Here is a 21945-nt window from a genome sequence, read left to right as displayed (position 1 = left end):
TTATCGAGTTATCCCAATACCCGCGCGCCCGCGGTATCAAGACGACAAATATGAACAAAGCCTTCGTCATTTTGCAGATAGTGCGTCTGCAACCAGTCAGCCATACGTTTCGCTGTTGCGCTGTCATTACAAACCGCAAACAGCGTCGGACCGGAACCCGAAATCCCGCAAGCCAGCGCACCGATTTCTTCTGCGGCGCTGCGTGCTTCTGCAAAGCCCGGCAGCAGACGGGTGCGATAAGGTTCAGCAATCACATCTTTCATCAGTTTCGCAGCCAGCGCAGGTTGCTGCGTGTGACAGGCATGAATAAAGCCCGCCAGATAACGACCATGGCTGATGCAATCCTGACGGCGATACTGCGCGGGTAAAATAGCACGCGCTTCTGCCGTCGACACTTTGATGCCCGGATACGCCATCACCCACAACCAGTCGTCAAAGCTTGGCACGTTCTGGCTGATAATATCGAGTTCTTCCAGCATCAGCTGAATGCCGCCCAGATAGCACGGTGCGACATTATCGAAATGCACGCTGCCGGAAATACGCCCTTCCAGCTCGCCCATCAGCAACAGCATCTGGTTTTCACTGAGCGGCTTACCGCAAAATTCATTCATCGCCATCAGACCGGCGACCACCGAACAGGCGCTGGAACCCAGGCCGGAACCGATCGGCATGTTTTTTTCCAGCGTCATCGCCACCGGCACTTCTTTGCCGATTTCCTGACAGAAACGCTGCCAGCACTGATAAACGATGTTGTCTTCCATGCGGTCAGGCAGTTTAGACACAAACTTGCCTTCGTTTTTCAGACTGAACTCTGTGGCCGCTTCGACAGAAACGCAGTCGCCCAACAGCGTGCCATCGACCGGAGACACGGCCGCGCCCAGCACGTCGAAGCCTACGCTGACGTTCCCGATTGAAGCCGGGGCATACACCTTAACCATATTAAACTCCTAACTTCCATGACAGCGTTCTCAAAAGATCGGCAAATACACCTGCCGCCGTCACATCATTCCCGGCGCCGTAGCCACGCAGAACCAACGGCAACGGTTGATAATAGCGGCTGTAAAACGCCAGCGCATTCTCACCATTTTTTACTTTATAAAGCGGGTCATTACCATCGACGGCATCGATTTTTACCTTGCACTGACCGTCTTCGATAGCCCCGACATAGCGCAATACTTTGCCTGCAGCGGTAGCATCGGCCACGCGTTGGGCGAACTCTGCATCCAGTTCCGGCAAGCGTGCGACAAAATCACTCACGCTTCCTTCGCTGTTAAAGGACGCCGGTAAAACAGATTCCACATCGATATCCGACAGTTCGAGTTTGTAACCGGCTTCACGCGCCAGGATCAGCAACTTACGCGCCACGTCCATACCGGACAAATCATCACGAGGATCCGGTTCGGTATAGCCCATTTCCTTCGCCTGCAAGGTCGCGGCGGACAGCGACATGCCTTCGTCCAGCTTACCAAAGATGAAGGACAGAGAACCGGACAGAATACCGGAGAAACGGAGCAGTTCATCACCGGCATTCAGCAGGTTTTGCAGGTTTTCAATAACCGGTAAACCCGCGCCGACATTGGTGTCGTAAAGGAACTTACGGCGTGAGCCATCCGCCGCTTTGCGCAGCTGATGGTAGTAATTCATTGAAGACGTGTTGGCCTTTTTGTTTGGCGTGACCACGTGGAAACCGTCGGCGAGGAAATCAGCATATTGATCGGCCACTTCCTGGCTTGAGGTACAGTCGACGATCACCGGATTCAGCAGGTGATATTCTTTCACCAGACGGATCAGACGCCCCAGATTTAGCGGTTCTTTCGCAGCAGCGAGTTCATCACGCCAGGTTTCCAGTGCAATACCGTGAACGTTGGTCAGTAACGCGCGGGAGTTAGCGATGCCACAGACGCGCAGATCGATGTGTTTGGTTTTCAGCCACGTCTGCTGACGGCGGATCTGTTCGATCAATGCCCCGCCCACACCGCCGACGCCGATCAGGAATACTTCGATCACCTGATCGGTATTGAACAGCATCTGATGGCTGACGCGCACGCCGGTGGTCGCATCGTCATTATTGACGACCACGGAGATAGAACGTTCGGAAGAGCCCTGAGCGATCGCCACAATATTGATATTGGCGCGCGCCAGAGCCGAGAAGAATTTCGCTGAGATGCCGCGCAGCGTGCGCATGCCGTCGCCGACCACGGAAATCACCGCCAGCTTTTCCATGACGTCCAGCGGCTCGAGCAGGCCGTCTTTAAGCTCAAGATAGAACTCGTCTTCCAGCGCTTTACGGGCGCGTTGCAGTTCGCTTTGCGGCACACAGAAACTGATGCTGTATTCGGAAGAAGACTGCGTGATCAGCACCACGGAAATGCCGGAACGGGACATCACGGCAAACACACGCGCCGCCATGCCGATCATCCCTTTCATTCCCGGACCGGAAACGTTGATCATCGCCATGTTATTCAGATTAGTGATGCCTTTTACCGGCGTGCTGTCATCAAGACTTTCGCTGCCAATCAGGGTACCCGGCGCCTGCGGGTTAGTGGTGTTTTTAATCAGGCAAGGGATCTGGAACTGAGCAATCGGCAGGATGGTACGCGGGTGAAGGACTTTCGCGCCAAAATACGAAAGCTCCATCGCTTCCTGATACGACATCGATTTCAGCAAGCGGGCATCGGGTACAGTGCGCGGGTCACAGGTATAAACGCCATCGACATCAGTCCAGATTTCGCAACAGTCAGCGCGTAAACAGGCGGCCAGTACGGCGGCTGAATAGTCGGAGCCGTTACGACCCAGCACCACCAGTTCGCCCTTTTCATTACCGGCAGTGAAACCGGCCATCAGCACAATGTGATCGGCAGGGATGGCACTGGCGGCGATACGGCGGGTGGATTCGTTGATATCCACGGTGGATTCAAGGTAATGCCCCTGTGCAAGCAACTTTTCAACCGGATTGATGACGGTGACGCCGAAACCTTTCGCCAGAAATACCGCTTCCATGATGGCAATGGAAAGTTTTTCACCACGACAGATAATGGACGCGTTCACACTGTCCGGACATTGGCCCAGCAGGGTAATGCCATGCATCAGCTGTTTGAGCTGAGCGAATTCGTGATCGACAAACGCTTTCACCTTTGGCAAATCAAAGCCCGGCTGCGCCGCCGCCAGACCGGTAATCAGCTGACCAAAAATGTTTTCAGCATCGCTCATGATAGTTTGAATGTCCTGTCCTGCGACAGTTCGCTCAATCATGGCAACCAGATAGTTGGTAATTTTGGCAGGCGCGGATAAAACCGTTGCGACCTGTCCCTGACGCGCATTGCTTTCCATAATGTCCGCAACCCGCAAGAAGCGTTCTGCGTTTGCTACCGAGGTCCCGCCAAATTTCAACACTCGCATTTCTGGTACTCTCCTGAAGCTCTCGTTTAAATGTAAAAAAAAAGCCCGCACTGGTTAGGTGCGGGCTTTTTCTCTTTTTCCTGTACGCGTCAGCCCGCCCCGTTACCTGTGGTATCGGTGGTGGTAATAATTGTTGTATTCAGGCTGATGATTCGCATTTTTATTTTCTGTCTGTCTTAGGGTTTGTACTCTGTCTGCCTCTATTAGCTAAAGCATAAGGCACGACAAGTCAATTTTTTTCTGTTTTTCACCGCTTAGTCACGGACAAAATCAACTGTATAATTGTCTGCCTTTAAAACCCTTTCCAGTGTGATCGCCAGCTGTGTTCCCATCACACCGGATATCAAACTGTTCAGGCAGAAAATCCCCTCACATCATGAGGTCAGCTTTTTTTCGATGTCATGCAGCAAAGTATGCAGCATTGCGGCGTCACGCTGCTGCAAAAGACCCAGGCGCTGATGCAGCCAGTCGGACAATTTCTGGTCATCTTCTGCCCCGACATTTTCAAGCAAACGCCCGACTCTGGCACGCAACGCTGACAGCTGTCCTGCTTCGGCAATTTCAGGTTTTACCGAGGTCACCTGATTCAGCGAAGAGAGCTGATAACAGAACACCATCACCGCCTGCCCCAGATTGAGTGACGGATAATCGGCCACCATCGGTACGCCGGTCAGCACATCCGCCAGTTCCAGCTCTTCATTCGTCAGGCCGGAATCTTCACGACCAAAGACCAGCGCGGCATGATTGATCCACTGGCTCTTTTCTTCGAGCTGCACCTGCAATTCCTGCGGTGTGCAGTAATAGTGAAATTTAGCCCGGCTGCGGGCAGTTGTAGCTACGGTAAAATCGATATCAGCCAGGGCTTGCGCAAGCGTATTGAAATGGAGAGCATTTTGCAGGATCTCCTGCGAACCATGCGCAACCCAGCCAGCTTCCGGCCTGAGATGCGCCCCGCTGTCGACAATACGTAACGATGCGAAACCCATGGTTTTCATTGCACGAGCTGCCGCACCGACATTTTCCGGGCGAGCCGGCGAAACTAAAATAATATGAAGTTGCATATCGGGCCTTTGCAAAAGGGAAAGAAATTGCCGTCAGTATTTAAGCGATGAAATTTTACCCTGTTCCAAATCTATTCATGGCTTATATTCTTCACAAGAACTTAACAGTCGGCTGAATATATTCCTTTATTTTATCGGAAAACCTTACCTTGCAGGTAAAAAAGGTGCTGGCCCGATTAAGCAAACATGAATGAAAAATTTATCATTAATTTTCATATGGATATATAATAAGGAATCATCACCATTTTGCATTTATCTCCCGATTCTTAATCATTTGCTGAATCGTGTACAATAAATGCTGAAATGTGACTCAAGCGTGCATTCTTGTAAGTGTTTTTCACTGTTCTGTTACCGTGCTACAATTGAACTTGATATATGTCAACAAACCGTAATTTTGTTGAGTGGTAATTTCGGCACTCGCTGTTATATTGCTGTTAATAGGGTTAGGATATGCGCCGCTTTAGGACCCCGTGGAACTGCAGAAAGTGGAATCCCTGACCGAGCTTGCGATGTTGTTGTCGTTGATGGAAATTGCATCGAGAACGCGTTTACGTACTTTAGTCATGTAACGAGTGAGATGCCCAATAAAGCATCAAAATTCTCTGGGATAACAAGGACTTCTGTACTCCTATTTTCTATTTGTTGGCAATCTTAGGTAGCAATCATGCAGACCCCTCACATTCTGATCGTCGAAGACGAGTTAGTGACACGTAATACGTTAAAGAGCATTTTTGAAGCAGAAGGCTACATGGTACATGAAGCTAATGATGGCGCAGAAATGCACCATATTCTGTCCGAAAATGACATCAATCTGGTTATCATGGACATCAACCTGCCAGGCAAAAACGGCCTGCTGCTGGCACGCGAATTACGCGAACAAGCCAGCGTTGCTTTGATGTTCCTGACTGGCCGCGATAACGAAGTTGATAAAATTCTGGGTCTGGAAATCGGCGCTGATGATTACATCACTAAGCCTTTCAACCCACGCGAACTGACTATCCGCGCACGCAACCTGCTGTCCCGCACCATGAATCTGGGCACCACCGGCGAAGAACGCCGTCTGGTTGAAAGCTACAAATTCAATGGCTGGGAACTCGATATCAACAGCCGTTCGCTGGTGAGCCCGCAAGGTGAGCAGTACAAGTTACCGCGCAGCGAATTCCGCGCCATGCTGCACTTCTGCGAAAACCCGGGCAAGATCCAAACCCGTGGCGATTTGCTGAAGAAAATGACCGGCCGTGAGCTGAAGCCTCATGACCGTACCGTTGACGTCACTATCCGTCGCATCCGTAAACATTTCGAAGCGACGCCTGACACCCCGGAAATCATCGCCACCATTCATGGTGAAGGCTATCGTTTCTGCGGTGATCTGGAAGACTGATACAAAAGGTTGCCAACCGCACTGTATCCGGTGAGACGGTATCCTGTGAAAAAAACGTCAAAGGCCAGCGAAAGCTGGCCTTTTGTTTTTTGCGCATTGCTGAGAACTCACGGAGCGGTATGCGCCCACGGAATAATCGGTACCGCGCTTAGTGCGTTTTTCGGTGAACCATCCACCACTTTATCGGAGTAGCTCAGATAAATAAGTGCGTTGCGATTCGCGTCATAAAAACGGACCACCTGCAGCTTTTTAAACACCAGCGATGTGCGTTTCTGAAAAACAACCGTTCCTTTGTCTTTGCCTTGCTTAATCTTGTCGCTTAACTCAATCGGGCCCACCTGCTGACAGGAAATCGCGGCATCAGCGGTATCTTCTGCCAGCCCTAAACCGCCCTTGATGCCACCGGTTTTCGCACGACTGATATAACAAGTTACATTTTTAATATCAGGATCATCAAAGGCCTCGACAACAATCTTATGGTCGGGACCGAAGAGTTTGAAGACGGTATCGACCGAACCCACCTGCTCTGCATGCACCGCTGCAGAACAAAAAGCAAACATCGAAAAAACAAAAATCCAACATCTATTCATTAAGTTACTCCACGTCATCACCATGACGTTGTTTTCCAAAGAAACCCTACGGAGAAAGAGTGTATTCACACTTTCGGAATGAAATACTCTGTAACACAGGCAAATAGCACAGATAGCCAAAAAATTCTTAGGAAGTCTTATCGGTAAAAAGTTGCTATTATGCCGCCCATCATTCTGTGCATTTATCTTAGTTCAACGAGGACGATCTATGGATCAAGCAGGAATCATTCGTGACCTTCTTAGCTGGTTAGAAACCCATTTAGACCAGCCCTTGTCACTCGACAATGTCGCAGCCAAGGCCGGCTATTCCAAGTGGCACCTGCAGCGCATGTTTAAAGATGTCACTAATAATGCCATTGGCGCTTATATTCGTGCCCGCCGTTTGTCGAAAGCGGCCGTGGCCTTGCGTCTCACCAGTCGCCCGATTTTAGATATCGCCCTTCAGTATCGTTTTGATTCTCAACAAACATTTACCCGGGCATTCAAAAAACAATTTGCACAAACACCGGCACTGTATCGTCGTGCTGAAGACTGGCATTCGTTTGGGATTTGTCCGCCAATCCGTCTGGGCGCTTTTATTCTGCCGCAGCCTGAATATATCTCACTGCCGGAACAGCATCTGGTCGGGATGACGCAGAGTTACGCCTGTACGCTGGAGCAAATCACCACGTACCGAAACGAGATGCGTCGTCATTTCTGGCGTCAATATATTGGTGAAGCAAAAACGCTGCCACCAATACTTTATGGCCTGCACCATTCGCGTCCAAGCCAGGAAAAAGATGACGAGCAGGAAGTATTGTACACGACCGCGCTGGAAGCTCAGCACCTGCCGGAAAACGTTGAAGGTCAGCCAATTGTGTTGCAGCACGGCGAATATGCCATGTTCCATTACAATGGCACGCCGGAGCATTTGCAGGAGTTTATTCTGACGCTGTACAGCACCTGTCTGCCGACATTGAAACTGACCCGCAGAAAGGGACAGGATATCGAACGCTTTTACACGAATGGCCGTGCCCCAGGCACTACGCCAACCGAACTACAGTGTGATTACCTGATCCCAATCCGCCGCTAACGCCTTCTGGCGTTAGCGTTGCAACTCGTCTAACGCGGGCAGTTCCAGATGTGATACATCGCCCGCTGTTTCCACAATCCAGCCATTCGCAAGCCAGGCACTTTGCTGGTGATCGACACGCGATAAAGAACAGTTACGCAGACGCAGACGACGTTCCGCATAAGCAGGTAGCCCGAGGATGGTACTGATCAGGCAGCCCAGTGCAATACCGTGACTGACCAGCAAAGGCTTACTGCCTTCCGGTAAATCCAGACAGCTGTCGAGTGCAGCACGCATACGCTCAGCCAGTTCCGTCATCGTTTCACCTTCAGGAATACGCCCTTTCGGTGAACCATCGACCATCTGCTTACGCCATACTTCTTCCTGCTCTGTCAGGCCGTCCAGAATACGCTCTTCCAGCACGCCCATATGTAATTCGCGCAAACGCGGCTCATTGATCACTTCACACCCGCAGGCATCAGCGATAATCTGCGCCGTATGGCGGGTACGTCCTAAGTCACTGGTGATGACGTGGGTGATCCCTTCATTACGCACACGCTCAGCAACCTGACGCGCCTGATAAAGACCTTTGGCCGTCAGCGGGCTGTCTGATTGCCCCTGAATACGGCGTGCGGCGTTCCATTCTGTTTCGCCGTGACGGACGAGATATACCTGTAACATGAGTGTTTTCCGTTATACTGCGTGAAATTTGCTAAAGGATGCTAAAACTCTATGTACCATGTTGTCGCTGCAACCACTAACCCGGCAAAGATCAAAGCTATCGCTATGGCTTTTGAAGACATTTTCGGCGCTGAGGCATTCCGCATTGAAGGCATTGACGTCGACAGTGGTGTTCCCAGTCAACCTATCGGCAGTAATGAAACCCGTACCGGTGCGCGCCATCGCGTTATCGGCGCCCGCCAGGTTCGCCCCGAGGCAGACTTCTGGGTCGGCGTGGAAGCGGGTATCGAAGACAATATGACCTTCGCCTGGATGGTGATTGAGAATATGCACCAGCGTGGTGAATCCCGTTCAGCGAGCCTGATGTTACCTGAAATTATTTTACAAGGAATTAACCAGGGCAGCGAACTGGGAGATGAGATGGAAAAACTGACGGGTATCACAGAAGTAAAACGTAAAGGCGGCGCGATCGGAGTCTTTACAGCAGGAAAATTGACCCGTACCAGCGTTTATCATCAGGCGCTGGTACTGGCTTTAGCGCCTTTTCATAATTCGGTGTATCAGGTCAGAACCCAAACGCACTAAAATATCAGACGATAACGGACGCTTCAGTCGTCCGTTTTGTCTGTCAGCAGGTGCTCACTCAGCCATTCCTTAAGCTCCGCCGGTGCCGTTTTCAGGCCATTCGAACCACGTGTTATCGTGGCGATACCCGCTCCCAGCTGGCTTTTCAGCTCACGCTGACTCAACTCTCCGCGCATCAGTTCCTGAATAATCCGCACCCGCGTACCCAGCGCCGCACGTTCGTCGGGCGTAAGCAGCAGTTGCAGCAAATCCTGATGCAGATTTTCAGCAAAAGAATGCTGCAGCAATGCCAGGAAGCATTGCCAGTCCTCATTGCCTTGTTGGGAAAGAGCAGGGTCATTGATTGGTCGTTGGGTCATGATGGCTGCCATACTATTAAACTAGTACAGCAGCTTACCATAAACGACGAAGGATCAGTAACGCCTCTGCCATTCGGCATCCGTCAAAATCTTGGCGGGTTGATGTAAAAAATAGCGATAAAACGCGTCATATGCCAACACATTTTTAACATATCGACGAGTTTCAGAGAAAGGGATACTCTCGATAAACGCCACTGAATCCACCCTGCCCGCGCTGTTACCTAACCAGGTATTTACGCGTGAAGGCCCGGCGTTATATGCCGCACTGGACAAAATACGGTTGCGCCCAAACATCTGATAGACATATTCCAGATAACTGGTGCCGATCGTTATGTTCATCTGCGGATCCAGTAATTGCCCCGGATTGCTGTAGCCCTGCAACCCAAACATGTCGACGGTATGTTGCGCAGTCGCAGGCATCACCTGCATCAGACCGGCAGCGCCAACCGGCGAACGGGCTTTCGGATTCCACGCACTTTCCTGACGGGCAATCGCCATCGCGTAGCTTTGCGTGATGCCTTTATCGTTGGTCGCACGACGGAATTCATCCGGCCACGCGAGCGGGAAACGCTCTTCGAGATAATCCCACAGCTTGCCGGTAATGGTGGCCTGCACACTGAGATCCGGCCATTTTTGCTCGAACGCATAACGCGCCAGCGCCGACTGCTGCGATTCCGTACGGCTGCTGACCAGATAACTCCATTCGGTACGCGCCAGATTGTCCATCTGCCAGTACATCAGCTCACGCACACGCGCCACTTCCGGCAATTTCGCAATACTTGAATCTGGCTTAGCCGCGACAGAAATCTGCATCGGATAAGTCACGTTCAGCTTTTGCGCCGCCGCCATCGGATAGAATCCGCGGCCTTTCATTAACGTACGCAGCATCGCTTCGCCTTGCGAGCGCTGACCGTTATCAATCATCACGGACGCACGCCAGTATTGCCATTCATCTTCCTGCAGGGCATCCGACGGCAAGCGTTGCAGCCACTGGTTCAGCCCCTGACGATCTCCGGCGGCCAGCGCCATACGAATGCGGCGCTCAACAAGCGTGGTGGAATGGCTGCGCAAAATGACGTTATCGCGCCATGCCGCCTGTTCCGGTGTGGCGTCGCTGCCCATATAACGCCAGGCAACGGCTTCTTCCAGTTCGAGCCGGTCGCTGTCACTCATCTTCTGCAAGCGCACGAGCACCGGGATCATCGAACGGGCATTCTCAGAATCATCACGGGCAATGCGCGCGAACGTAATGCTGGTCGCGTTACGGGTAAAATCAGTCGGACCGACATTGCGTGCAAAGCTTTCGAGGGTATTCGGATTATTTTGCAGATCGACAAGCGCATCGCGCATGGTCTGATAATCCGGCGGCAACTGCTTTGCCAGATAACTGACCAGACTGGTGTTACCCGCTTTCATCGCCAGGCCAATTCGTTGCAGCGTCGTCAGCGCGGTCTGATTGCCTGCGCCCTGCCAGACCGAGAACAATTTATCGCAGGTATTGGGCAGTGATGTGCCGGTCAGCCAGATGTCTTTCGCACCATCAAACGCTGTTTTCTGATCGCCGGTCGCCCATTTGGCGTAATAGTAGTTACAGCTCGCCGCCACCGGTTTCGGCGGTTGCGGGCTGAATGAAAGCAAACTGTTCCAGTCCTGACGGCGCGCCAGTTCATTGACAAAGCGGGCTGGCAAAGAACGCGCAGGCGGCAATGTCGGGTTCGCTTTCACAAATGCGTTCACCTGCGCCGGTGTCGCATCCCCCAGTTCCTGCGTCAGCTGCCGGTATTCCAGATAAGGATAAAGAGGATAGTCTTCCAGCGTTGGCATCAGCTGGCTGACAACGTCCATCTGATTGTTATCCCACGCCTGTTTAATCTGCATATAATGCTGACGCTGTGCGTCCAGCGAGTCCGCTTTCGCCACGCCCGATGCTGTTACCAGCAACACGCTCAGTGCCAGAGAGTGCCATTTGTCCACCTTGACCATACTTACCTTTATCCTCGCGGGTTGTGCCGAAACTGTTCTGCATTGTGTAGACAGCTACTACGCTAATCGATTCATTTTTAAAATTGAAGCGATGAGGAGACAGCATCACAAACTTTACACAGTGTGGTGCAAGCGTCCGGCACTTACCAGACGGAGGCAGATCTATTTTCTGTCACAGAATATCGCGGCAGGAATAATTTGAGCGGACATTATACCCGCAGATAATTAACGGGTATTCATCAGTTAATTACAAATAGATAGCAGCCTTACAATTCGAAATTAAATAGCCACGCTGACAAAACTCAGCTTTATTTACATCAATTTACCCAGATAACCACTTCCTAAACAAACGTTAAATAAAATGGGAATAATACGCAAATTCCTAATTCACATAAGATAATGTTTTTTAATGATTTTTATTATTTAATTCTCTGCAAAAAGTATTTATTGGCTCAGATCAAACTTATTTACTCCGAATTAATTATGATTACTCCCTATTGTAAAATTGATTAATTGATATTCGCTATTTCGCCGTCAGGATTGAAATATTAATAACAGCCCAGTTCTTCGCTTATGGAAAAGTATATGACTCATTCAACTTCATCGGTAAAAACGAATGCCAGCCCTTCTTCCTCTGCCGCAGCAGAAAACAAAAACTGGTATCAGATTAGTAGTAACGAGGCTATGCAGCGCCTGGAAACCGGCGAAAATGGCCTGACGCGGCAGGAAGCCAGCGAGCGCCTGAATAAATATGGCCCGAACGCATTACCGGAAAAACAATCCAAAAGTGCCCTGATGCGTTTTCTGGCGCACTTCAATGATGTCCTGATTTACATCCTGCTCGCCGCCGCCGTCGTGACCGGTGCGATGGGACACTGGGTCGATACCTTCGTCATCCTGGGCGTAGCGGTGATCAATGCGCTGATTGGTTTTCTTCAGGAGAACAGCGCCGAAAAATCACTGAAAAGTATTCAAAACATGCTGTCCAGTCAGGCCGTAGTGATGCGTGACGGACAAGTTCAAACCATTAATGCCGACCAGCTGGTGCCCGGCGATATCGTGCAACTGCGTCCCGGTGACAAAATCCCGGCAGACATCCGTATCGTCAGCGCGCATAACCTGCAGGTCGAAGAAGCGATCCTCACCGGCGAATCCACCGTCGTCATCAAAAACGCTCAGGTCATCGACGATGAAGTCATGATCGGCGATCGCCACAACTTGCTGTTCTCCGGCACCATGATCAGCGGCGGCACCGCCACCGGTGTGGTTTATGCCACCGGTCAGGACACGGAGCTGGGCCACATCAGCCAGATGATGTCAGCGATTAAAGCGCAGCGTACCCCGCTGTTGCAGCAAATCGACAAACTGGGCAAAGGCATCTTCGCGCTGATCCTGCTGATGATGGCGTTCCTGTTTGTGTTCGCTTTCATCCTGCGTGATATGCCGCTGGGCGAACTGCTGCTGTCGCTGATCAGTCTGGCTGTCGCGTCGGTTCCGGAAGGTTTACCGGCAATTATCTCGATTATCCTGTCGCTGGGCGTGCAGTCGATGGCGCGTAATCATGCCATTATCCGCAAACTGCCGACCGTCGAAACGCTGGGCTCAATGACCGTCATTTGCTCGGATAAAACCGGCACGCTGACCATGAATGAAATGACCGTGAAAGCGGTGATTCTGGCAGACCGTGCTTACGATGTGGAAGGGGAAAGCTACCAGCCAAAAGGCCGCATCGTGGATGCACAAACGCAGCGCCAGGTGGATGTCATCAGTATGCCGGTGCTCAACACCTTCATCACTGCCGTGGATATCTGTAACGACAGCCAGCTGATTCAGGACGACAGAGGCCACTGGGGAATTACCGGCGGGCCGACGTCCGGCGCACTGAAAGTGCTGGCAGCGAAAGCAAGTCTGCATACCGGTCAGGTTGAATCTCTGGATAAAATCCCGTTTGATTCCAAACATAAATACATGGCGACCTTGCAGCGCATCGGCGGCAAAACCCAGTTGTTTGTGACCGGCGCACCGGATGTTCTGTTCTCCTTAGCGAAACTTGAGCTGACTGAAAACGGCGTCCAGCCTTTCCGCCGCGAGTACTGGGAAGAAGAGATGGCGCGCTATGCCCGTCAGGGTCTGCGCATGGTAGCTGCGGCTGTCAAAGATGAGCCGGAAATTGCAGGCGACCTGAACCATGTCCACCTGCAGGAAGGACTGGTGTTCACCGGGATTGCCGCCATGATGGATCCGCCACGCCCTGAAGCCATTGATGCGATTGCACAGTGTCAGCAGGCCGGGATCCGCGTGAAGATGATCACCGGTGACCATCAGGAAACCGCGATGGCTATCGGCAAAATGTTAGGCATCGGCAACAGCGGCGACTCCATCACCGGTTACCAGCTTGAGCATATGGATGACGCTGAACTGGCCGTCGCTGCCAGCCAGTACGATATTTTCGCCCGTACCAGCCCTGAGCATAAATTGCGTCTGGTCAAAGCCTTGCAGGAAAACGGTGAAGTAGTCGGGATGACCGGCGATGGCGTGAATGACGCGCCAGCGCTGAAACAGGCCGACGTCGGTATCGCAATGGGTATCAAAGGCACTGAAGTCACCAAAGAAGCCGCAGACATGGTTCTGACCGATGACAACTTCGCGACCATCGCCAGTGCGGTAAAAGAAGGACGTCGCGTTTACGACAACCTGAAGAAAACGATTCTGTTTATTCTGCCGACTAACCTCGCGCAGGGGCTGCTGATTATCCTGGCAATTCTGGCCGGTGCGGTGATCCCGCTGACGCCGGTGCAGATCTTATGGATGAACATGGCGACCTCCACCACGCTGTCGTTCGGTCTGGCCTTCGAGCCGGGTGAGAAAGGCATGATGCGTCGCCGTCCTCGCGCACCAGGTCAGCACGTACTGGATCTGCATGCCGTCTGGCGTATCGCTTTCGTCGGTATTCTGATTGCCTGCAGCGCCTTCGTTCTTGAAGCCTGGATGCAGCCGCGTGGCTACAGCAGCGATTTGATCCGTACCGTGCTGTTACAGACGCTGGTTACCGCGCAGTGGGTGTATATGTTTAACTGCCGCGTGATGGACCGCTTCCCGCTGACCCGCGAAGTGTTCGTCAACAAAGGATTGTGGATTGTTTCCGGCGTATTACTGGTGCTGCAGCTGGCGCTGATTTATCTGCCAGTCATGAACCAGTTGTTTGGCACCGTACCGATGCCGCTGAAATTCTGGGGTATCACGCTGGTGGTCGGTGCGATGATCTTCGTGATTGTCGAAATCGAGAAATGGCTGGTTAACCGCTTCATCCGCAAGAAAGTCTGACGATTTATCCTTATGCCGGGTTACCTTCCGTAGCCCGGCGTTTTACGATAAAAAACGTCACAATTCTGAAACTTTCATCTTTCCCGCTCTCAATTCGTCTCAAAGATCTCACAAAACGTTCCAAAACCCCTTCTGCTGATTTACATCAATCTCTTCCCGCTTTATTACTCTCGCCAGGGTATCCCTTTACACAGCAATGTTAGTTTCGCCGACGACCGGCAACTTTCACGGGAATGCCCTATCGCTGTACGGTCATTTTTATAAAAACGAGCTTCTCTGCACTGCAGTCATACAGAGGCCAAAAAACAGGTAAACCCAATGTCATCGCTCATTGTAGATAAGTGTTTTTACACACAGCTGGCATTGCATTCGCTCTTGCAACTTAACGGACAACACCAGAAAGATATTCTTTCGCTCAAGGACATCAACGAACTGCAAGCCACATGCAATTCCCTGACGCCTGAAATCATCTTTGTGAATGAAGATTGTTTTACGTCTGATGCGCCTTCCGGTCACGCCCTCAGGGCAGTGATCGACGCGCATCCCGGCACGCTTTTCTTTGTCTTTATCTCCAGAGAGAATCTCAATTATCAGAACTATGTGCCGATCCGCAAAAACATCATCATTTTGTCGAAATCTATCAGGACGACCACGATTTATCAGCTGATCGCCCACAACCTGCAGCTGTCGCGTGCGGGTGAAACGGAACAATCACTGGATCTTACGCCGGTCAGCCTGAGCCGGACGGAATCGAGCATTCTAAAAATGTGGATGTCAGGACTGAATACGCAAATCATTTCCGAACATCTGAATATCAAACAGAAAACCGTGGCTTCACACAAAGGCAATATCAAACGTAAGGTGAAGACGCAAAATAAACAGGCGATATATCATGTTGTTAAGCTCACCGACATCCTGACTTCCGGCATGTTTGTGGGGCGCGTCCAGCCATTACGTCCGGCCAGCGAACCGGATGAGTTCACCGTTCCCTTCGGCTGAAAGCCTCCTCTCCTGTCCGCTGCCGGCAACATTCTTGCCTTACTGTGAACCTGATGGTTGGGTACACGACTGAAACACGCTAAACTTCGCAGTCGGAACCCTTATCAGTCATGCCGCAGTCAGGCGGGGCTGCTTACTATGCCGCAGCGCCTGCCCTTCGCAGAAAGCGCGCGGTCCGCAGAAAGAGGCTCAAAACAACGTGGCTCAATACGTATATTCCATGCATCGCCTCGGCAAAGTTGTTCCGCCGAAGCGTCATATTCTTAAGAACATCTCCCTGAGTTTCTTCCCTGGTGCCAAAATCGGTGTTCTGGGTCTGAACGGTTCAGGTAAATCCACCCTGCTGCGCATCATGGCCGGTATCGATACCGACATCGAAGGTGAAGCACGTCCGCAGCCTGATCTGAAAATCGGTTATCTGCCGCAGGAACCTCAGCTGAACATGGAACACACCGTGCGTGAGTCCGTGGAAGAAGCCGTTTCTGAAGTCGTGGGCGCGTTAAAACGTCTTGATGAAGTCTATGCGCTGTACGCAGAACCAGAAGCTGATTTCGACAAACTGGCCGCTGAACAGGGCAGACTGGAAGAGATCATTCAGGCGCATGATGGCCATAACCTGAACAGCCAGCTGGAACGTGCTGCTGATGCACTGCGTCTGCCAGACTGGGATGCAAAAGTCGCCACGCTGTCCGGTGGTGAACGCCGCCGTGTGGCACTGTGCCGTCTGCTGCTGGAAAAACCAGACATGCTTCTGCTCGACGAACCGACCAACCACCTGGATGCAGAATCTGTGGCATGGCTGGAACGCTTCCTGCACGACTTCGAAGGTACCGTTGTGGCGATTACCCATGACCGTTACTTCCTCGATAACGTTGCCGGTTGGATCCTTGAGCTTGACCGCGGTGAAGGTATTCCGTGGGAAGGTAACTACTCCACCTGGCTGGAACAAAAAGATGAACGTCTGGCGCAGGAAGCTTCTTCTGAAGCGGCCCGTCGTAAGTCTATTGAGAAAGAGCTTGAGTGGGTTCGTCAGGGTGCGAAAGGCCGTCAGTCTAAAGGCAAGGCCCGTCTGGCACGCTTTGAAGAGCTGAACAACACCGAATACCAGAAACGTAACGAAACCAACGAACTGTTCATTCCACCAGGTCCACGCCTGGGCGACAAAGTTGTCGAAGTGAAAAACCTGAGCAAGTCTTACGGTGATCGCGTTCTGATCGACGACCTGTCCTTCTCCGTGCCGAAAGGCGCTATCGTTGGCATTATCGGCCCGAACGGCGCCGGTAAATCAACCCTGTTCCGCATGATGTCGGGTCAGGAAGAAGCCAACAGCGGCACTATCGAGCTGGGCGATACCGTGAAACTGGCGTCTGTGGATCAGTTCCGTGATTCCATGGACAACAGCAAAACCGTGTGGGAAGAAGTGTCCGGTGGTCAGGACATCATGCGCATCGGCACCACTGAAATGCCAAGCCGTGCTTACGTCGGCCGCTTCAACTTCAAAGGTGTCGATCAGGGCAAACGCGTAGGCGAGTTGTCCGGTGGTGAGCGTGGCCGTCTGCATCTGGCAAAACTGCTGCAGGTTGGCGGTAACATGTTGCTGCTCGATGAACCGACCAACGACCTCGACATCGAAACCCTGCGAGCACTGGAAAACGCCTTACTGGAGTTCCCGGGCTGCGCAATGGTCATTTCCCATGACCGCTGGTTCCTCGACCGTATCGCGACCCACATCCTCGATTATCAGGATGAAGGCAAAGTCGAATTCTTCGAAGGTAACTTCACCGAATACGAAGAATACAAAAAACGTACTTTAGGTGCCGAAGCGTTAGAGCCGAAGCGCATCAAGTACAAAAAGATGATCAAGTAATCGTCTTTATAAAATTGCTAAGGCCCGGAAACGGGCCTTTTTTCTGGCTGTCATTCCCTGAAATTTATCCCGCCAGCGCCTCGCTGTAGCTCTTCGCAAAACCATACTCTTCCAGCATAAACGCAATGAAACAGGCCAGCGCCGGCGAATTCAGTTTCCGCCCCGGATAGACCAGATACAGATCATTGCCCTCGGCTTCCCATTCTGGCAACACGCGCACCAGCGTGCCATTTGCCACTTCGCCGTGACATAAAAAGGCCGGTAACAGCGTGATGCCTGCGCCCGCCAGCGCGCATTCCCGCGCATACAGCAGATTGTCGGTAGTATGCGCGGAAGGCAGCAGCCAGCGGTGATAGGTTTCGCCATGATGCAACACCCATTCCGACCAGGCCCGGTGCGCAATGCAGTGATGCGATGCAAGCTGTTGCGGCGTTTCAATCGCCGGATGCTGCGCCAGATACGCCGGTGATGCCAGCAGATAGCGCGGGCTGTGCCCCAGTTCACGACCAATCAGCGAGGAATCCTGCGGTTTACCGGTACGCAGCGCGATATCAAAACCTTCCTGCACCAGATCCACCATCGCATCGGACACTGACACTTCCAGCGACACATCGGGATACCGTTTCTGAAATTCAACATTCACCCGCGCCAGCAGCGTTGCTCCCAGACCGGCGGGGCTGGTGATCCGCAAACGTCCGCTCGGGTTATCGCGCAGACGGCGAATCGCCAGTTCAGCCCGTTCGCTGGCCTGCATCATTTCCTGACAGTGGATCAGATAACGTTCACCGGCAAACGTCAGGTTCAGCTGCCGCGTCGTGCGGTTCAGCAACCGCAGGCCGATGGATTTCTCCAGCTGGCTGATACGCTGACTGACGCTGGATTTAGGTAATCCCGCCCGGCTGGCAGCCTGCGTGAAGCTGCCACATTCCGCCACCAGCGCAAAGAGCGCCATATCCTGCAACTGTTTAAACATGATTGTTCACCTAAGCCGAACACTTTGTTAGTTATTGTCCATCTTATCAGGTTGCGTCATGACGACTAGACTGTCTGTATACCTAACGGAGGCAGAAAACATGACCATTAAAGCAATCGCAGTAAATCCAAAAGACCCGGCTCACTTTATCGCTGTTGAATTACCACAGCCTGTCGCGAAAGATTACGACCTGCTGGTGGAAGTGAAAGCGGTGTCAATCAATCCGGTCGATACCAAAGTGCACAAAGGCGTGCAAAAAAGCGGTCTGGATGCACCAAAAGTACTGGGCTGGGATGCCAGCGGTATCGTCAAATCCGTCGGCAGCGCAGTGAAAAATTTCAAAGCGGGTGATGAAGTCTGGTACGCCGGAGATATTACCCGTTCCGGCAGCAATGCAACGGAACAGCTGATCGACTCACGTATTGTGTCCGTCAAACCGAAAAGCCTGGACTGGGCACAAGCCGCCGCCATGCCACTGACCACGCTGACCGCATGGGAAGCACTGTTCGAACATCTGAAAATTCAGGATGCCTCTGCGGATAAAACCCTGCTGATCATCGGCGGTGCCGGTGGCGTCGGATCACTGGCGATCCCGTTCGCGTCACTGCGCAGCAAAGTGAAAGTGATCGCGACAGCTTCCCGTCCGGAATCGGCACAATGGTGCCTGGATCGCGGTGCGGATCTGACCGTGAATTACAAAGATCTGAAAGGTGAACTGGCGAAGCACGATATCAAACAGGTGGATTTTATTCTGTGTCTGAACGACACCGACGGCCACTGGGAAGCCATTTCTGACCTGATCGCACCGATGGGCCACATCTGTACCATCGTTGAAAACGAACATCCGCTGGACATGAACAAACTGAAACTGAAAAGCGCCGCACTGCACTGGGAACTGATGTATACCCGCAGCATGTTCACCACACCGGATATTGCCGAACAGGGCGAGATCCTCAAACAAGTCGCCGCGCTGGTGGATGAAGGTAAAGTACAAACCACACTAAGCGAAACCCTTCACGGCCTGACCGTGGAAAGCATCAAAGCGGCCCACGCCAAAGTGCTCGACGGCCATATGCAGGGCAAAGTCGTCGTCGCTTTCTAAATACGCTGTCGCCTAAAAAAGCCCCGTCACTTTCATGCCGGGGCTTTTTCATTCACATATTTCCGCTATTCGCCGTCGTCTACTTTCTGCCATTTAGCATCGGGGTCAAATGTCGTGATCGCTTTTGCCGCGGCATCAGTATTCTCGCCTAAATCCTGCTGATACACCTCGCCCTGCTGATTGATCATAAAACTGGTGACCCCGGTATGACCATACGCCGCCGGCCAGGCGATCAGCGCAAAACCTTTGTTCATCTTGCCATTTTCGATATAACTCAAGGCGCCACCGCTGGCATTCGCACCCTGCGACGTCAGAATGCGATAGTAATAGCCGTGATAATCAGAGCCTGCCTGCGCATCACCAAAGGCTGGCCCCAGCGGACTAGGCGCTTCGCCCTCTTTCACCGGCCAGTAAAGGCCATCGTGTTGCCCTTCAGTGCTGACAAAGCGCTGCGCATATTGCCCGGTAATCTGCTGATACTCGTGCTGGGCATCCGCATACGCTGACACGGCCTGAATGGCAGAAAGCTCATTGCGACCAATCGTACGGGTTTCAATTTCAGCAGCACCGGCGGCCATATCAAATGACCAGCCCTGCGCCGTGTGTTTCATCGGGATCGGCAACTGCCAGTTCTCCGGCCCGACATTCAGGTGAGCAATATCACCCTGTTCGGCAATCTTGTGACTGATATTCCAGTCCCGCAGAAAGCGAGCAACCTCATCCGGATCCACACCTTTTGGCGGTAGATAGACCTGCCAGTCATTACCGAGAAGTTGTTCAAGTGACGCATCATCGTGTGCCTCAATGGCTTTGACCAGCGCCTGCGCGGCCAGCTCAGGGCTGGTAAATGTCTGCTGCGCGAAACCCGTTAAGGGCAGTAACAGCAGGCCTGCGGAAATCAAAATATTACGCAATCTCTTCATTACCTTTCCTCGTCAGTCTAGCGACGGTGTAAATGAGCTGGCTCTGCATTCGCAGGGCGTGACCGCTGGAAGTTCTGCATATGTTCGCGGCTCTGATTACCCCGCGATTGCTGCTGTTGCCACGACGGACTACGACTGGAATTGCCACTAAATGCTGTGCTGTGTGATGCATTCAGATTCTGTCGCTGATGCTGATTTAATTGCTGCGACGGCTGGCGGTTCGTATTGTGCTGAGACAACGACTGCTGATGCTGAGGCAACGGATGCCCCGTCACATTACGTGTACCGGCACGGTCTCCGGCATTGGCTACCGGGGCTGAACGCGGCAGGTTTCGCTGCTGTGTATGCGCCTGCGCCTGCGGGGTGTTCTGATGCTGATTCATCACCGACGCTGCCTGCTGACGGCGCTGATCCAGATTCTGGTTCTGCACACCGCCCCCGTTGCGTCCGACGGCATTATTGTTGCTGATACCGCGCGTGTCGTTATCGAAACCACGCGTGTCGTTGTCGAAACCACGATAGTTATTACGCTGCGCCGCGTTATTCAGTGCACGGTTTTGCGTCGCACCATTGAGGTTCGTGCTGCGGTTCGTCAAACCGGCGTTGTAGGCCGGATTATGCTGCCAGCCTGCGGTATTCGATGCGCCCGGATGATTCAGCCCGTTGTTATTGTTGCCGGAGATACGGTTGTAATTATTAACGTTCACATTGACGTATTTATTCTGCGAACCGCCATGATGCCCGTCGTCGTGGTGATCGTCGTGGTGATCGTCGTGATGGTCATAATCATCATGATGATGATCGTCGTCATCCCAGTCGATGCTGCCAAAAATCGCATACGTCGCGGCGACACCGACACCAAACCCGATCCCCGATGCTATGCCGTTCACGAACTGTTGTCCCGGAGGCGGTGGCAGATATACCGGCGGATAGGCCGGTGTCGGCCAGGCGCCGTAAACCACATTCGGGTTGTAACTCGGCACATACACTACCTGCGGATCGGCAGATTCAATCACAATCGTTTGCTGCGACGGCGCACTTTTCACCACCGTTGTTGAAGCCGGTTTCGGTTTAACGGTCACCGTCTGCTGCGGCGTGCTTTTCAGCGCCCCGCTCTTTTGCGCCACTTCGCGAAATTTCTGCACAGTATTCATCACGTCATCCGGTTGCGCCAGAAACGCGTTCCCCAGATTCTGTACCCATGCCGGATCTTCACCCAGCAGCGCCAGCAGTTGCGGAAAAGCGACCAGCGATTTTACGCTCGGATCCCAGGGTTCGTTCGCGACCTGAGTGACGGCGGCATCCCCCTGACTTTGCGGATGGTCACGCGACCATTGCACAGCCTGAATCACGTTAGTCGGATAAGTCGACGCCATCAGCACCTGCGAAAGCAGGCTGTCAGGATACAGCGCGACTGGTGCGACCCATTGATCGAGCTGAGCTTGTGTAAATGACGCAGGGGCAACGGGTGCAGCAACAGGGACTGCTGGCGAAGGCGCGGCGGCGGGGGCAGGCACAGGCGCAGGCGCAGTCTGCGTCGTGGTTTCGGCCTGACTGCTGACCGGAAGCCAGCCTTGCATAAACATCACACTCGCCAGAGCAAATGCCCCCACGCCGCACAAGACTGCGATACCCCAGGGCTTGAATGATAAATTCATTCGGATCAC

At 52.5% G+C, this 21945-nt stretch carries 18 protein-coding genes and 1 other annotated feature; of the genes, 7 read left to right on the top strand and 11 right to left on the bottom strand.

Annotated elements, in window-relative coordinates; translation table 11 throughout:
- Nucleotides 1-8 precede the first annotated feature (8 nt).
- From thrB to ACJY2G_RS01605, 4 genes are all read right to left on the bottom strand, one after another.
- Nucleotides 9-938: a homoserine kinase gene (gene thrB, locus ACJY2G_RS01620; protein ID WP_430319953.1), complete on the bottom strand. Its 930-nt coding sequence runs from the start codon at nucleotides 936-938 to the stop codon at nucleotides 9-11.
- A 1-nt stretch (nucleotide 939) separates the two neighbouring features.
- Complete coding sequence (thrA, locus tag ACJY2G_RS01615; protein WP_430319952.1) at nucleotides 940-3399, bottom strand: bifunctional aspartate kinase/homoserine dehydrogenase I; 2460 nt, start codon at nucleotides 3397-3399, stop codon at nucleotides 940-942.
- Between the two features lie 34 nt (nucleotides 3400-3433).
- Nucleotides 3434-3550 (bottom strand) — a sequence feature (Thr leader region).
- Complete coding sequence (gene thrL, locus ACJY2G_RS01610) at nucleotides 3489-3557, bottom strand: thr operon leader peptide (protein WP_071823645.1); 69 nt, start codon at nucleotides 3555-3557, stop codon at nucleotides 3489-3491. Its footprint overlaps the feature before it by 62 nt.
- A gap of 216 nt (nucleotides 3558-3773) precedes the next feature.
- The gene (locus ACJY2G_RS01605) at nucleotides 3774-4460 is read right to left on the bottom strand and encodes a tRNA/rRNA methyltransferase (protein WP_120161966.1); all 687 of its coding nucleotides are present in this window, start codon (nucleotides 4458-4460) and stop codon (nucleotides 3774-3776) included.
- A gap of 664 nt (nucleotides 4461-5124) precedes the next feature.
- Between ACJY2G_RS01605 and arcA the strand changes: the two genes are divergently transcribed.
- On the top strand, nucleotides 5125-5841 hold the full coding sequence (gene arcA, locus ACJY2G_RS01600) for a two-component system response regulator ArcA (RefSeq protein ID WP_112168192.1): 717 nt from the start codon (nucleotides 5125-5127) through the stop codon (nucleotides 5839-5841).
- A 107-nt stretch (nucleotides 5842-5948) separates the two neighbouring features.
- Here the strand turns inward: arcA and creA are convergent, their stop codons facing one another.
- On the bottom strand, nucleotides 5949-6431 hold the full coding sequence (gene creA / locus ACJY2G_RS01595) for a protein CreA (protein ID WP_120161967.1): 483 nt from the start codon (nucleotides 6429-6431) through the stop codon (nucleotides 5949-5951).
- 208 nt (nucleotides 6432-6639) lie between these two features.
- Between creA and robA the strand changes: the two genes are divergently transcribed.
- A complete protein-coding gene (gene robA / locus ACJY2G_RS01590) occupies nucleotides 6640-7503 on the top strand; it encodes an MDR efflux pump AcrAB transcriptional activator RobA (RefSeq protein ID WP_095924588.1) in 864 nt (287 codons plus the stop codon).
- Nucleotides 7504-7515: 12 nt separating this feature from the next.
- On the opposite strand, the gene gpmB is transcribed toward robA, so the two are convergent.
- Entirely contained in the window at nucleotides 7516-8163 is a 648-nt protein-coding gene (gpmB, locus tag ACJY2G_RS01585; protein WP_113876304.1) for a 2,3-diphosphoglycerate-dependent phosphoglycerate mutase GpmB, read from the bottom strand.
- 51 nt (nucleotides 8164-8214) lie between these two features.
- Between gpmB and yjjX the strand changes: the two genes are divergently transcribed.
- On the top strand, nucleotides 8215-8748 hold the full coding sequence (gene yjjX, locus ACJY2G_RS01580; RefSeq protein ID WP_439291110.1) for an inosine/xanthosine triphosphatase: 534 nt from the start codon (nucleotides 8215-8217) through the stop codon (nucleotides 8746-8748).
- A 23-nt stretch (nucleotides 8749-8771) separates the two neighbouring features.
- Here the strand turns inward: yjjX and trpR are convergent, their stop codons facing one another.
- Nucleotides 8772-9107 carry a trp operon repressor gene (gene trpR, locus ACJY2G_RS01575; protein ID WP_112288875.1) on the bottom strand — a complete coding sequence of 112 codons (336 nt, stop codon included), beginning with the start codon at nucleotides 9105-9107 and terminating at the stop codon, nucleotides 8772-8774.
- Between the two features lie 54 nt (nucleotides 9108-9161).
- Nucleotides 9162-11081 (bottom strand): murein transglycosylase, encoded by a 1920-nt coding sequence (gene sltY / locus ACJY2G_RS01570; RefSeq protein ID WP_439291117.1) that lies wholly within the window; start codon nucleotides 11079-11081, stop codon nucleotides 9162-9164.
- A gap of 594 nt (nucleotides 11082-11675) precedes the next feature.
- Here sltY and ACJY2G_RS01565 point away from each other — a divergent pair.
- From ACJY2G_RS01565 to ettA, 3 genes are all read left to right on the top strand, one after another.
- Entirely contained in the window at nucleotides 11676-14414 is a 2739-nt protein-coding gene (locus ACJY2G_RS01565) for a cation-transporting P-type ATPase (RefSeq protein WP_120162004.1), read from the top strand.
- Between the two features lie 318 nt (nucleotides 14415-14732).
- The gene (gene rcsA, locus ACJY2G_RS01560) at nucleotides 14733-15413 is read left to right on the top strand and encodes a transcriptional regulator RcsA (RefSeq protein ID WP_120161969.1); all 681 of its coding nucleotides are present in this window, start codon (nucleotides 14733-14735) and stop codon (nucleotides 15411-15413) included.
- Between the two features lie 199 nt (nucleotides 15414-15612).
- The gene (gene ettA, locus ACJY2G_RS01555) at nucleotides 15613-17280 is read left to right on the top strand and encodes an energy-dependent translational throttle protein EttA (RefSeq protein ID WP_217174691.1); all 1668 of its coding nucleotides are present in this window, start codon (nucleotides 15613-15615) and stop codon (nucleotides 17278-17280) included.
- Between the two features lie 64 nt (nucleotides 17281-17344).
- Here the strand turns inward: ettA and ACJY2G_RS01550 are convergent, their stop codons facing one another.
- Nucleotides 17345-18253 carry a LysR family transcriptional regulator gene (locus ACJY2G_RS01550; RefSeq protein ID WP_112288879.1) on the bottom strand — a complete coding sequence of 303 codons (909 nt, stop codon included), beginning with the start codon at nucleotides 18251-18253 and terminating at the stop codon, nucleotides 17345-17347.
- Between the two features lie 100 nt (nucleotides 18254-18353).
- Between ACJY2G_RS01550 and ACJY2G_RS01545 the strand changes: the two genes are divergently transcribed.
- Nucleotides 18354-19355 carry a zinc-binding alcohol dehydrogenase family protein gene (locus ACJY2G_RS01545; protein WP_430319949.1) on the top strand — a complete coding sequence of 334 codons (1002 nt, stop codon included), beginning with the start codon at nucleotides 18354-18356 and terminating at the stop codon, nucleotides 19353-19355.
- 65 nt (nucleotides 19356-19420) lie between these two features.
- Here the strand turns inward: ACJY2G_RS01545 and ACJY2G_RS01540 are convergent, their stop codons facing one another.
- Both ACJY2G_RS01540 and ACJY2G_RS01535 read right to left on the bottom strand, forming a co-directional pair.
- Nucleotides 19421-20278 carry a DUF2950 domain-containing protein gene (locus ACJY2G_RS01540; RefSeq protein ID WP_430319948.1) on the bottom strand — a complete coding sequence of 286 codons (858 nt, stop codon included), beginning with the start codon at nucleotides 20276-20278 and terminating at the stop codon, nucleotides 19421-19423.
- A gap of 17 nt (nucleotides 20279-20295) precedes the next feature.
- A complete protein-coding gene (locus ACJY2G_RS01535) occupies nucleotides 20296-21936 on the bottom strand; it encodes a DUF3300 domain-containing protein (protein WP_439291107.1) in 1641 nt (546 codons plus the stop codon).
- Nucleotides 21937-21945 lie beyond the last annotated feature (9 nt).

The organism is Rahnella sp. ATs2, assembly GCF_051851855.1.
GTDB lineage: Bacteria > Pseudomonadota > Gammaproteobacteria > Enterobacterales > Enterobacteriaceae > Rahnella > Rahnella variigena.
Note: the sequence above shows the minus strand (reverse complement) of the source record. Positions and strands in the feature narration are given on the sequence as shown.

Coding starts and splice junctions, on each gene's coding strand:
- thrA (WP_430319952.1), bottom strand. CDS start 3,399: ATGCGAGTGTTGAAATTTGGCGGGACCTCGGTAGCAAACGCAGAACGC.
- ACJY2G_RS01605 (WP_120161966.1), bottom strand. CDS start 4,460: ATGCAACTTCATATTATTTTAGTTTCGCCGGCTCGCCCGGAAAATGTC.
- ACJY2G_RS01540 (WP_430319948.1), bottom strand. CDS start 20,278: ATGAAGAGATTGCGTAATATTTTGATTTCCGCAGGCCTGCTGTTACTG.
- gpmB (WP_113876304.1), bottom strand. CDS start 8,163: ATGTTACAGGTATATCTCGTCCGTCACGGCGAAACAGAATGGAACGCC.
- ACJY2G_RS01565 (WP_120162004.1), top strand. CDS start 11,676: ATGACTCATTCAACTTCATCGGTAAAAACGAATGCCAGCCCTTCTTCC.
- ACJY2G_RS01535 (WP_439291107.1), bottom strand. CDS start 21,936: ATGAATTTATCATTCAAGCCCTGGGGTATCGCAGTCTTGTGCGGCGTG.
- ACJY2G_RS01550 (WP_112288879.1), bottom strand. CDS start 18,253: ATGTTTAAACAGTTGCAGGATATGGCGCTCTTTGCGCTGGTGGCGGAA.
- creA (WP_120161967.1), bottom strand. CDS start 6,431: ATGAATAGATGTTGGATTTTTGTTTTTTCGATGTTTGCTTTTTGTTCT.
- rcsA (WP_120161969.1), top strand. CDS start 14,733: ATGTCATCGCTCATTGTAGATAAGTGTTTTTACACACAGCTGGCATTG.
- robA (WP_095924588.1), top strand. CDS start 6,640: ATGGATCAAGCAGGAATCATTCGTGACCTTCTTAGCTGGTTAGAAACC.
- arcA (WP_112168192.1), top strand. CDS start 5,125: ATGCAGACCCCTCACATTCTGATCGTCGAAGACGAGTTAGTGACACGT.
- ACJY2G_RS01545 (WP_430319949.1), top strand. CDS start 18,354: ATGACCATTAAAGCAATCGCAGTAAATCCAAAAGACCCGGCTCACTTT.
- trpR (WP_112288875.1), bottom strand. CDS start 9,107: ATGACCCAACGACCAATCAATGACCCTGCTCTTTCCCAACAAGGCAAT.
- thrB (WP_430319953.1), bottom strand. CDS start 938: ATGGTTAAGGTGTATGCCCCGGCTTCAATCGGGAACGTCAGCGTAGGC.
- yjjX (WP_439291110.1), top strand. CDS start 8,215: ATGTACCATGTTGTCGCTGCAACCACTAACCCGGCAAAGATCAAAGCT.